This is a genomic window from Salinimicrobium gaetbulicola (assembly GCF_042676025.1).
Taxonomy (GTDB): domain Bacteria; phylum Bacteroidota; class Bacteroidia; order Flavobacteriales; family Flavobacteriaceae; genus Salinimicrobium; species Salinimicrobium gaetbulicola.
On sequence record NZ_JBHTJP010000032.1, the window covers coordinates 453,224 to 464,738 of the forward strand.

Sequence of the window (11,515 nt, forward strand, 5' to 3'; positions counted from 1 at the left end):
TATTTCCCTTTATTTTGGGAAAACCGAAAAAACTATAACACCATGAAATTTAAGCCGGCAGACCACATTCAGGATCTACAATATTTTGGAGAATTTGGAGGGGTAAACCCAAGCATTTCCGATTCATCCACTTACACCTTCCTTTCTGCAAAGACAATGTTCGACACTTTTGAAGGAAACGCTGAAGGTTGTTACTTATACTCCCGACACTCCTCTCCTTCCAATCTATATTTAGGAGAAGCACTTGCTGCCATGGAAGGAACCGAAGCTGCCAATGTAGCTGCCAGCGGTATGGGTGCGATCACTCCGGTTTTATTACAATTGTGTCAGGCCGGTGACCATGTGGTTTCCAGCCGAACTATTTACGGCGGAACCTATGCTTTCCTGAAGAATTTTGCTCCAAGACTCAACATCACAACTTCGTTTGTTGACATTACAGATTTGGAAAAAGTCGAAGCCGCGATCACCAAGGATACAAAAGTACTATACTGTGAGGCTGTGAGCAATCCGTTGCTGGAAGTAGCCGATATTCCTGCACTTTCAAAAATCGCGAAAAAGCACGGTCTTCCTTTAGTAGTAGATAATACGTTCTCACCGCTTGCCATTTCCCCGATCGAACTGGGTGCTGATGTTGTGATTCACAGTTTAACGAAATTCATCAATGGAAGTAGTGATACTGTTGGAGGAGTTACCTGTGCGAGTCAGGAATTCATTGACTCCTTAAGAAGCGTGAATGATGGTGCGAACATGTTGTTAGGTCCAACCATGGACAGTATGCGTGCCGCTTCTATTCTTAAGAACTTAAGGACTCTTCACATCAGGATCAAACAACACAGCAAAAATGCTTTATACCTGGCAGAAAAGTTCGAAGCTGACGGTTTGAAGACCGTTTATCCTGGACTTAAAAGCCATCCAAGTCATGAGCTTTACAAGAGTATGATGAATGAAGAATACGGTTTTGGAGGAATGCTGGTTGTTGATGCCGGATCTCTGGACAAAGCCAATGCTTTAATGGAACTTATGCAGGAAAAGAACCTGGGATACCTGGCGGTAAGTCTTGGATTTTACAAAACTCTTTTCAGTGCGCCGGGAACTTCTACTTCTTCGGAAATTCCTGAAGAGGAACAAAAGGAAATGGGTCTTACAGATGGGATCATCCGTTTCTCAATAGGTCTTGACAATGATATTGAAAGAACCTACAACATGATGAAAGAATGCATGAAGGAACTTAACATCCTGTAATCGCAAATAAATTTCTTCGGAAGGATTTCAATAAACTCCTGAAAGAGAAACTATAAACCAAAGAGGCTTTCCAAAATCACATTTTTGGAAAGCCTCTTTCTTTAAATTTCAGCTGAAATCGAATTAGGTTTACTTATATTTGTGAGGTTTTGCCATTCAGAAAAAAGACATTTCAATGACCTATATCATTTGAAATAGAAATTTCATCCATCAATTTTGCATACAATAAATATATCTATGATAGAGATCAACAAATTTATAGACCACACCATTTTAAAAGCGACCGCAACCGAAGCTGATATTATTGAACTATGTAAAGAAGCCAGGGAATATGAATTTTTCTCGGTTTGTGTAAACAGTGGCTATGTACCACTCGCTAAAAAGCAATTGTCAAATTCCAAGGTTAAGGTTTGTGCCGTAGTAGGCTTTCCTTTAGGAGCCATGTCTACCGAAGCAAAAGTGTTTGAAGCTGAACAGGCATTAAAAGACGGAGCTGAAGAAATTGATATGGTGATCAATATTGGGGAACTAAAGTCTAAAAACCTTAAAAAGGTTGAAGATGAGATCGCGGCAATTAAAAATGTAATTGGGGACAAAGTTTTAAAAGTGATCATCGAAACCTGTTATCTGACTCCTCAGGAAATTGTGATCGCAAGTGAACTGGCCGTAAATGCAAAAGCAGATTACGTCAAGACCTCTACCGGTTTTGGAACAGACGGAGCTAAAATGGAAAACATTAAACTTATGAAGAAAGCCGTTAACGGAAGCGCTAAGATCAAAGCTTCCGGCGGAATCAAAAATTTAGACACCGCTCTTTCTTATATTGAAGCGGGAGTTGAAAGAATTGGAACATCTTCAGGAGTATCAATAGTAAAGGAATTAAAAGGATGAGCATTCATATAGGAGCAAAAAAAGGCGAGATAGCAGAAACAGTATTATTACCGGGAGATCCACTTCGTGCGAAATGGATCGCGGAAACCTATCTGAAAGATGTGAAGTGTTACAACAAGGTTCGCAACATGTTTGGGTATACCGGTACTTATAAAGGAAAAAGAATATCAGTTCAGGGAACAGGAATGGGAGTACCTTCCATTTCGATCTATGCCCATGAACTAATCAATGATTATAACGTTAAAAACCTGATAAGGGTTGGAAGCGCAGGGTCCTATCAAAAAAGTGTAAAACTGAGAGACATTGTGATCGCCATGGCGGCTTCTTCCACTTCTGGCATCAACCAGGCGCGTTTCCAGGGAGCCGACTTCGCTCCTACCGCCAACTTCGGATTATTTCAGAAAGCAATTGAGTTAGCCAAAGAAAAAGGTATTGAAGTTAAAGCAGGAAATGTACTAACCAGTGATGAATTTTATGCCGATGAATTCGAATCTTACCAGAAATGGTCAAAATTCGGAGTCTTGTGCGTTGAAATGGAAACTTCAGGTTTATATACTCTGGCAGCAAAACATAATGTAAACGCACTTTCTTTACTGACCATTTCAGATTCATTGGTCACAGGAGAAAAAACTTCCACCGAAGAAAGAGAAACCACCTTCAGTGAAATGGTTGAGATCGCTCTGGAATTGGGTGAGAATTAGAAAATTTAATCTTTAATATATTGAAAAGCGGTAACCGAAAAGTTTCCGCTTTTTTTATTTCCTGAAGTAAATCAATCACTTACGCCACAAGAACGCTCTTAATTAAAAGTCTTCACTTTCAACTCTTCCTGAAAAATCGTAACATTACAGGCGAAAAAATTATATCCCCCGTTAAATGGAAGACGAAAAGTTTACGAAAGACCCTGAAGAAATCACCGAAAACAGAGAATTGAACATATGGGAAGCTTTGATTCCCGTTTTCGCTCTTATCGGGATGTTAGCCTATAATGTTTTTGTTTTTGGAGACGATGCTCTCAGCGGTTCCAACCAATTTATACTTTTACTGGGCGGTGCGGTAGCAGCTTTAGTAGGAGTTTTCAATAAGGTGTCTTTTGATAAAATGATCGAAGAGGTTGCCCAGAATATCAAATCGACAACCGGGGCTATTCTAATACTGTTAATGGTTGGTTCTCTGGCCGGAACCTGGCTGGTAAGCGGGATCATTCCAACGATGATCTATTACGGCTTACAAATCCTTAATCCTACCATCTTTCTAGCGGCTTGCGTAATAATTTGTTCGGTGATCTCTGTTGCGACAGGTAGCAGTTGGACGACTTCAGCTACAGTAGGTATTGCCTTAGTCGGGATTGCCGAAGCTTTGGGAATTTCAGTAGGCATGACTGCCGGAGCAATTTTATCGGGAGCATATTTTGGTGATAAATTATCGCCATTGAGTGACACCACTAACCTGGCACCTGCAATGGCTGGAACTGACCTGTTTACGCATATCAGGTATATGACCTTAACCACGGTTCCAACCATTAGTATCACCCTACTAGTCTTTATCATACTGGGTTTCACTATTGAACCTTCAGGAACAGCCGATACCGCTTCTATCCTGAGTTCAATTGAAGCTGCTTTTAATATTAATGGCTGGTTGTTTATCGTACCGGTTTTAGTAATCGTGTTGATCATTAAGAAAACACCACCTCTAATTGCCCTTTTACTGGGAACTCTTTTAGGAGCAGCAGCAGCACTTTTCTTCCAGCCCGAAGTAGTTGCATCTGTAGCAGGGTCTGAAAATCTAACTTTTGAAACGGCTTACAAAGGGATCATGAATGCCATTACGGTAGATACTTCCATTGTAACCGAAAATGAACAATTGAACGACCTTTTCTCTTCCGGAGGAATGGCAGGAATGCTGGGTACCATCTGGCTTATCATTTGCGCAATGGTTTTTGGAGGTATCATGGATGCCATTGGGGCATTGGCGACGATCAGTCGCTCTTTACTTAACCTCTTTCACACGACCTTCGGATTATTTACCAGTACGGTAATAAGCTGTTTGGCCCTGAACGCAACAGCATCAGATCAATACCTGGCGATCGTTGTACCGGGAAAAATGTTCGCCAAAGCTTATCGAGACAAAGGTCTTGCTCCTGAAAACCTAAGTAGAACGTTGGAGGATTCGGGAACGGTAACCTCGGTGTTAATACCATGGAATACCTGTGGAGCGTATCATAGTGGAGTTTTAGGTGTACCGGTTGCCTCGTACTTCGTGTATGCTATCTTCAACTATCTAAGTCCGTTCATGACCTTATTATTTGCTGCTTTCAACATAAAGATCAAACAGTTAAAGGAAAGTGAACCGGTCGCCGCATAGTCACCAATAACATTTGTTTATTAAAAATTAAAACGACAATTGACAAAACCTATACCGAAATAAAAAATTAAAATTTGCCGCACCCCCATGGGTGCGGTTTGTTTTTATCTTTGTACCAGAAATTAATTAAATAATCATAAACAATAATTATATGGCTTTAGTAGGAAAGAAATTCCCAAATTTAGAAGTGAACGCAATGAACGAAATGGGTGACACCTTTAAGATCAATGTATTCGAAGAGGCACAAAAGAATGGTAAGAAAGTTTTACTTTTCTGGTACCCTAAAGATTTCACTTTTGTTTGTCCAACAGAGCTTCACGCTTTTCAGGAAGCACTTTCAGAATTTGAAAAAAGAAATGTAATGGTGATCGGAGCATCTTGTGATACTCCAGAAGTTCACTTTGCATGGTTAAATACTCCAAAAGATCAGGGAGGAATTGAAGGAGTAACTTACCCTATCCTTGCCGATTCTAACAGAAACCTTGCTAACCAGTTAGGTATCCTTGACATCTCAAATGAGAAGTATGATGACGAAACAGGTGTTTATACTGTTGAAGGTGATAACGTAACTTACCGTGCTACATACCTTATTGATGAGGAAGGTGTAGTATTCCATGAAGGTGTTAACCATATGCCACTAGGAAGAAACGTAAACGAATTCATCCGTTTGATCGATGCTTACACTCACGTACAGGAGAAAGGTGAAGTTTGTCCTGCAAACTGGGAAGAAGGAAAAGAAGCAATGAATGCCAACCGCGCAGGTGTTGCTACTTACTTAAGCTCAAACTAAAAAAAGCACAACAATGAGAGAATTGACAAATGATAATTTAGCAGAAGTAGTTTCAGAAAATGACACGGTAGTCGTTCAATATATGGCCGGCTGGTGTGGGAACTGCAGGGTTATGAAACCTAAGTTCAAGAAACTTGCTTCAGAAAATGAGAATGCGACTTTTCTCCTGGTTGATGCCGAAAAATTCCCTGAATCAAGAAAACTTGCAAAAGTGGACAATTTGCCCACTTTTGCAACCTTTAAGAACGGGACATTGGTCAACCAGGTGCAGACCAATAAATTTGAACTTTTAAAAGACCTAGTTAATGAAGTTACCAGTAATTAGACATCTTCAAAAGAACAATGAGCCGCAGAAGCTTGAAAGCACCCTCGAGGTGCTGGAATCTTTCAGCGAACACCGTTCTGTCACAGACCAGGAAATGGATGTGGTAGGGGAACTTATAAGCAATATCTGTGGAGCTCTTGAAGTTCAAAAGATGATAGATGAAGGAATGTCCGAGCGTGACGCCGCGAATTCTTTCATGCAAAAAGTGTTAGGTTCAATAGACAAATAAGAACCTTTCCAAAAAACCTGATAAAGGCTGCTTTTATTATAAAGGCAGCCTTTATTGTTTTATGATAATTTTAGTAAAAGCCAGCAGGTAATATTTTAAATTTAATAACTAAACCACCAACCAGATAAAGAATATGTCACAAATAACGTTTAAAGGAAAACCTGTTACCACTTATGGGCACCTCCCTGAAAAAGGAGAAAAGGCTCCACATTTTGAGTTATTGAAATCTGATCTAACTATTGCAACGCTCCAGGATTTCAAAGGCCACCGGGTGGTTATGAATATTTTTCCAAGTATTGATACTGACTTTTGCTCCACTTCTGTACGTAACTTCAGTAAAAAAGTAGCTGAAATGGATAATGTTATACTCCTTAACATTTCTCGTGACCTACCATTCGCACAGCAACGATTTGTGGAAGAAGAAAATATTGGAAATGTGGTTAATTTATCAGATTTTCGTGAGCGAAATTTCGGAAAGGATTACGGGTTGGAAATGATCGACGGACCCTGGGAAGGACTTTTATCGCGTGTAGTGATCGTTCTTGATGAGAACGGGAAGATCCTATACACCCAACAGGTCAAAGAAATCAATCAGGAACCCAATTACCTGGAAGCTCTAAAAACACTATTATAAATGTATGATTTTATCACCGGCCGTATTCGAGGAGGTGGTTATGCTATAAAAGGTGCCTGGCTCTTGATCAAACATGAGCACAGCATTCAACTACAGTTAATTCTAGCAATTCTCGTTACCGTAGCCGGTTTTTACTTTGATATTACAGCCACAGAATGGATGTTCCAGTTGCTATCCATAGGCCTTGTAATGTGCTGTGAAGGCCTGAATACTGCGGCGGAAAAAATTGCCGATTTCATTCACCCTGATTATCATACAAAAATTGGTCAAATCAAAGATGTTGCTGCAGGTGCTGTATTTTTTGCGGCTGTGATCGCAGTGATCATTGGCGTCATTATTTACTTTCCTTACATCTTTTATACTGTCTAAAATTTAAAAGACAAGTACTACAATATTCACTATTCTTAACAGTTCTTAAAAGGCCGCTTTAACATCTTATTGTTTTAGTTAACCAAGTTTACAAATAGATTTTAGGTTTTCTTTATATTAGATGGTCCTAATTTGTATTTTTGCTCCAAACACGTCGTTGTAATATGCCAAAAAAGAAAGCTAGTCAAAAACCAAAACAGTCCCGCTTCACTAAGCCTTCCTTTACACTATCCCCCAAAAACAAGATTATTCTGGGTAGTTTTTTGGTTCTTTTTGGTCTGGCATTACTTATAGCGTTTATATCATTTCTTTTTAACTGGCAGGCAGATCAAAGTGTCCTTGGACAATTAGGAGATCGTGAGGTAAAAACTCAAAATCTGCTGAGCAAATTTGGAGCCGGCATCAGTAACTTTTTCATCTACGAAGGCTTTGGGATCGCAGCCTTCGCACTTGCCATTTTAACCATCACCTCGGGCATTTATTTCTTCTTTAACTTAAATAAACAAGCTCTGAAAAACTTTTGGTTCTGGGGAGTTCTGGTGATGATATGGCTTTCTGTTTTCTTCGGATTTTTTGCCCCTTCCAACTCGTTGCTGGGCGGAACCGTAGGATATGAAATGAACGATTATTTACAGGATTATCTTGGGTTTACCGGGACGGTCCTACTCCTCACCTTTCTCCTCGTGGTCTATATGGTTGCCAGGCTGAAGCTCACTCCTGAAAAGATCCTGATATATTTCAGGAATACTAAAAAAGATATTAAAGAAGACTTTAAAAACTATTCCGATACTACAGAAAGTACTTCAGGAGAAACCGCATACACAGAGCCACTAGAGGAAGATCTGGATCATGCTTCAGCAGAGCCATCCGAAGAAATTTCAGAAGAACCTGAAGACGAATCTCAACCGCAACCGCAACCGGCACCAGAGAAGATCGTGATCAAATCTCAGGAAAACCCTGACGATGTGGAAATGGAAGTAGAAACGGCGGTCGAAGAAGCCGTTGAAGACAAACTGAGCAAAAAACTTGTTGAAGATTACGGCGAATTTGACCCGACCTTAGAACTTAAGAACTACCAGTTCCCAACGGTAGAACTTTTAAAAGACTACAATGCCAATGGTGGCGGGATCACCATCAATCAAGAGGAGCTCGAGGAAAATAAGAACCGCATTGTTGATACGCTTAAGAATTATAAGATCGATATCGCCCAAATCAAGGCGACAGTAGGCCCAACCGTTACTTTATATGAAATAATTCCAGAGGCCGGAATTCGTATTTCAAAGATCAAAAGCCTGGAAGATGATATCGCACTTTCACTTTCTGCACTTGGAATTCGAATTATCGCTCCTATTCCCGGCAAGGGAACAATTGGTATCGAGGTGCCTAACAAGAACGCGACCATGGTTTCCATGCGCAGTGTGATCGCATCACCTAAATTCCAGCATGCCGAGATGGAATTGCCTATGGCACTTGGAAAGACCATTTCAAATGAGACTTTCGTGGTAGACCTTGCAAAAATGCCCCACTTGCTTATGGCAGGTGCTACAGGTCAGGGAAAATCAGTTGGATTGAACGCCATTTTAACTTCACTGCTCTACAGCAAGCATCCCGCAGAAGTGAAGTTCATTTTAGTGGATCCTAAGAAAGTGGAATTAACGCTTTTCAACAAGATAGAACGTCATTACCTGGCGAAACTTCCAGATACTGAAGAAGCCATTATTACCGATAATACGAAAGTGATCAATACCCTTAATTCACTTTGTATTGAAATGGACGACCGCTATGAGCTTCTGAAAGATGCTATGGTAAGGAACATTAAGGAATACAACACCAAGTTCAAGGCCCGTAAATTAAATCCTGAGAACGGTCACCGCTTTCTGCCATATATTGTATTGGTTGTTGATGAGTTTGCCGATCTTATCATGACAGCAGGGAAAGAAGTGGAAGCGCCTATCGCAAGACTTGCCCAGTTGGCAAGGGCCATTGGAATCCACCTTATCATTGCTACTCAAAGACCATCGGTTAACGTTATTACCGGTATCATCAAAGCCAACTTTCCGGCACGTATAGCCTTCAGGGTAACTTCTAAAATTGACTCAAGAACCATTTTAGACAGCCAGGGAGCCGATCAATTAATTGGGAAAGGAGATATGCTTTTCACCCAGGGTAACACCTTATTACGTCTACAATGTGCATTTGTAGACACTCCGGAAGTGGAAAAGATAACCGAATACATTGGATCTCAAAAAGCCTATGCAGACGCATACCAGCTTCCTGAGTATAGCGGAGAGGAAAGTGGCACAGGTCTTGATATTGATGTAAGCGAACGAGATAAACTCTTTCGCGAAGCCGCTGAAGTCATAGTATTAGCCCAACAAGGTTCGGCCTCATTACTTCAGAGAAAATTGAAATTAGGATATAATCGCGCAGGGAGAATCATCGATCAGCTGGAAGCTGCCGGAATCGTAGGACCATTTGAAGGCAGTAAGGCCAGACAAGTTATGGTACAGGATTTGGAAAGCCTCAACCGGTTGCTAGATGAGTAAAAAACTTAAAAAAATAAAATGAAAAAGTTAGGATTATTAGTATTAGCGTTTGTGGTTACCTTTTTTGCCCATGCACAATCTCCAAACAACACCGATGCATTATTGAATGAGGTTTCTTCTAAAGTTAAAGGATATGACAACATCGTAATTAACTTTAAATATTCTCTTGAAAATACTGCGGAAAATGTAAAGCATGAAACCCGAGGAGACGTGAGTCTTGAAGGTGAAAAGTACTTACTGAATATTATGGGTACGACCCGTATTTTTGATGGTAAGAAATTATACACTATTATACCTGAAGATGAAGAGATCAATATCTCCTCTCACAATCCTGAGGAAGAACAGAATATCACTCCTTCAAAAATGCTGACTTTCTATAACGACGGTTATAAGTCTCAAATTGATAAAACAGTGGACCTTAAAGGAAGAAAGATACAGTATGTAAGGCTTACCCCTATTGATACGAATGCAGAGATCAAGAATATCCTGCTTGGTATCGATAAACAAACCAAGCATATATACAATCTTATTCAAACTCAGTCAAACGGAACTAAGATCACGATAACTGTGACCAGTTTCAAGACGAATCAGCCTATTCCGGAATCATTGTTCCAGTTCAAGGAAGATAGATATAAAGATTACTACATTAACAGGCTTGACTAATTGAAGACCCTAGACAGGTACATACTTACCAGTTACCTTAAAACGTTTTTTTCGGTTTTTGTAATACTCATGTTCATCTTTGTATTGCAAACCATCTGGCTATACATCGGGGAACTTGCCGGCAAGGACCTCGATTTTGTCATTATACTAAAATTCCTTTTATATTTTAGCCCTAAGCTGGTACCCCTGGTCTTACCGCTTACCATCCTGCTTACTTCAATTATGACCTTCGGAAATTTCGCCGAAAATTATGAATTTGCAGCCATGAAATCTGCAGGGATCTCTTTACAGAGAGCCATGAGATCGCTTACGGTCTTTATCCTGTTTGTGAGTTTGACTGCATTCTTTTTCGCCAATAATGTCATCCCGGCTGCCGAATATAAATCAATCAACCTCCGGAAGAACATCGCCCAGTTAAAACCGGCCATGGTGATTTCTGAAGGGGTATTCAATGACCTGGGAGAGATCAATATTAAAGTTGACGAAAAGAGTGGTAATAATGATCAATATCTGGAAAATGTCATCATTCATAAGAAATCCCCTCGCCGATCGGGAAATTTCACAGTGATAAAAGCTTCCGAAGGAGAATTGGTGGGAAGTACAGATTCCAATATCCTTAGCTTAATTCTCAAGGATGGGAACTATTATGATGAAATTCAGGCCAGCTCCCCGAAAGACCGGTCTAAAAAACCATTTGCGAAAAGCTATTTTAAAGAGTATGTGATCAACATGGATCTATCGGGGTTCAATGAAGTTGATCTCAATGAAGAACGCTACAGCAATTCGCATAATATGCTTAAGATCTCTGAATTAACTCAGACGATAGATTCATTTTCCACAGCATACAATTCCGGAGTTGAGAGCTTATCAAACAACCTTTATCTTCGAACGGGCCTTAAAAATATACCGGAAAAGTCGAAACCTGCTGACTCTGTTCCTGACATTGAAAAAGGCATCCTTCCTCTTTACGAACCATATAAGGCTTCACAAATAATTAACCTGGCCCTGGGCAACATAAATGGTGCACTGACTACGGTTGAGGCCAAAGCGAGTGAACTCACAATGGCTTCCAAACGTCTTAACAAATTCGAGATCGCCTTGCATGAAAAATATGTTTTAGGTTTTGCCTGTATCGTATTATTCTTTGTAGGTGCGCCTTTGGGAGCGATCATTAGGAAAGGTGGAATGGGATTACCAATGGTTATAGCCATACTCCTTTTCCTCACCTATCACTTTATAGGAATATTTGCCAAGAACAGCGCCGAAGAAGGAACTATAAGTCCGTTTTTAGCCACCTGGCTATCTACTTTGATCATGTTACCACTAGGGATCATTCTTACTTACAGAGCTACAACAGACCAGGGATTATTCGGCTTCAGCGCCCTTTTTGAACCTATTAAAAAATTGCTGAAAAAAGCACATATCATGGGCCGAAACGAAAAGGTTTAAATATCTTTGCCCA

Annotated in this window: 12 protein-coding genes; all 12 read left to right on the forward strand. The window is 40.2% G+C overall.

Annotated features, from left to right (window positions below; translation table 11 throughout):
- The first annotated feature begins 42 nt into the window (after nucleotides 1-42).
- The 12 genes from ACFQ1G_RS03460 to ACFQ1G_RS03515 all read left to right on the forward strand — a co-directional run bounded on the left by ACFQ1G_RS03460 (nucleotide 43) and on the right by ACFQ1G_RS03515 (nucleotide 11,502).
- On the forward strand, nucleotides 43-1,242 hold the full coding sequence (locus ACFQ1G_RS03460; protein WP_380736879.1) for an aminotransferase class I/II-fold pyridoxal phosphate-dependent enzyme: 1,200 nt from the start codon (nucleotides 43-45) through the stop codon (nucleotides 1,240-1,242).
- Between the two features lie 240 nt (nucleotides 1,243-1,482).
- Nucleotides 1,483-2,133: a deoxyribose-phosphate aldolase gene (gene deoC, locus ACFQ1G_RS03465; protein ID WP_380738445.1), complete on the forward strand. Its 651-nt coding sequence runs from the start codon at nucleotides 1,483-1,485 to the stop codon at nucleotides 2,131-2,133.
- Complete coding sequence (deoD, locus tag ACFQ1G_RS03470) at nucleotides 2,130-2,834, forward strand: purine-nucleoside phosphorylase (RefSeq protein WP_380736880.1); 705 nt, start codon at nucleotides 2,130-2,132, stop codon at nucleotides 2,832-2,834. Before deoC ends, deoD begins: the two co-directional genes overlap by 4 nt.
- A 175-nt stretch (nucleotides 2,835-3,009) precedes the next feature.
- Nucleotides 3,010-4,497 carry a Na+/H+ antiporter NhaC gene (gene nhaC, locus ACFQ1G_RS03475; RefSeq protein ID WP_380736881.1) on the forward strand — a complete coding sequence of 496 codons (1,488 nt, stop codon included), beginning with the start codon at nucleotides 3,010-3,012 and terminating at the stop codon, nucleotides 4,495-4,497.
- A gap of 151 nt (nucleotides 4,498-4,648) precedes the next feature.
- Complete coding sequence (locus ACFQ1G_RS03480) at nucleotides 4,649-5,287, forward strand: peroxiredoxin (protein ID WP_380736882.1); 639 nt, start codon at nucleotides 4,649-4,651, stop codon at nucleotides 5,285-5,287.
- Nucleotides 5,288-5,300: 13 nt separating this feature from the next.
- Nucleotides 5,301-5,612: a thioredoxin family protein gene (locus tag ACFQ1G_RS03485; RefSeq protein ID WP_380736883.1), complete on the forward strand. Its 312-nt coding sequence runs from the start codon at nucleotides 5,301-5,303 to the stop codon at nucleotides 5,610-5,612.
- Nucleotides 5,593-5,841 carry a DUF6952 family protein gene (locus ACFQ1G_RS03490; protein WP_380736884.1) on the forward strand — a complete coding sequence of 83 codons (249 nt, stop codon included), beginning with the start codon at nucleotides 5,593-5,595 and terminating at the stop codon, nucleotides 5,839-5,841. Before ACFQ1G_RS03485 ends, ACFQ1G_RS03490 begins: the two co-directional genes overlap by 20 nt.
- Before the next feature lie 133 nt (nucleotides 5,842-5,974).
- On the forward strand, nucleotides 5,975-6,475 hold the full coding sequence (gene tpx, locus ACFQ1G_RS03495; RefSeq protein ID WP_380736885.1) for a thiol peroxidase: 501 nt from the start codon (nucleotides 5,975-5,977) through the stop codon (nucleotides 6,473-6,475).
- Nucleotides 6,476-6,844 (forward strand): diacylglycerol kinase, encoded by a 369-nt coding sequence (locus ACFQ1G_RS03500; RefSeq protein WP_380736886.1) that lies wholly within the window; start codon nucleotides 6,476-6,478, stop codon nucleotides 6,842-6,844.
- Between the two features lie 164 nt (nucleotides 6,845-7,008).
- Nucleotides 7,009-9,390 (forward strand): FtsK/SpoIIIE family DNA translocase, encoded by a 2,382-nt coding sequence (locus ACFQ1G_RS03505; RefSeq protein ID WP_380736887.1) that lies wholly within the window; start codon nucleotides 7,009-7,011, stop codon nucleotides 9,388-9,390.
- Nucleotides 9,391-9,408: 18 nt separating this feature from the next.
- Nucleotides 9,409-10,053 carry a LolA family protein gene (locus tag ACFQ1G_RS03510; protein WP_380736888.1) on the forward strand — a complete coding sequence of 215 codons (645 nt, stop codon included), beginning with the start codon at nucleotides 9,409-9,411 and terminating at the stop codon, nucleotides 10,051-10,053.
- Nucleotides 10,054-11,502 carry an LptF/LptG family permease gene (locus tag ACFQ1G_RS03515; RefSeq protein WP_380736889.1) on the forward strand — a complete coding sequence of 483 codons (1,449 nt, stop codon included), beginning with the start codon at nucleotides 10,054-10,056 and terminating at the stop codon, nucleotides 11,500-11,502.
- Nucleotides 11,503-11,515: the final 13 nt, after the last annotated feature.

Bases quoted from the DNA above. Each gene is read 5' to 3' on its own strand.
- ACFQ1G_RS03460 (WP_380736879.1), top strand. From the start codon at position 43: ATGAAATTTAAGCCGGCAGACCACATTCAGGATCTACAATATTTTGGA.
- deoD (WP_380736880.1), top strand. From the start codon at position 2,130: ATGAGCATTCATATAGGAGCAAAAAAAGGCGAGATAGCAGAAACAGTA.
- nhaC (WP_380736881.1), top strand. From the start codon at position 3,010: ATGGAAGACGAAAAGTTTACGAAAGACCCTGAAGAAATCACCGAAAAC.
- ACFQ1G_RS03480 (WP_380736882.1), top strand. From the start codon at position 4,649: ATGGCTTTAGTAGGAAAGAAATTCCCAAATTTAGAAGTGAACGCAATG.
- ACFQ1G_RS03485 (WP_380736883.1), top strand. From the start codon at position 5,301: ATGAGAGAATTGACAAATGATAATTTAGCAGAAGTAGTTTCAGAAAAT.
- ACFQ1G_RS03490 (WP_380736884.1), top strand. From the start codon at position 5,593: ATGAAGTTACCAGTAATTAGACATCTTCAAAAGAACAATGAGCCGCAG.
- tpx (WP_380736885.1), top strand. From the start codon at position 5,975: ATGTCACAAATAACGTTTAAAGGAAAACCTGTTACCACTTATGGGCAC.
- ACFQ1G_RS03500 (WP_380736886.1), top strand. From the start codon at position 6,476: ATGTATGATTTTATCACCGGCCGTATTCGAGGAGGTGGTTATGCTATA.
- ACFQ1G_RS03505 (WP_380736887.1), top strand. From the start codon at position 7,009: ATGCCAAAAAAGAAAGCTAGTCAAAAACCAAAACAGTCCCGCTTCACT.
- ACFQ1G_RS03510 (WP_380736888.1), top strand. From the start codon at position 9,409: ATGAAAAAGTTAGGATTATTAGTATTAGCGTTTGTGGTTACCTTTTTT.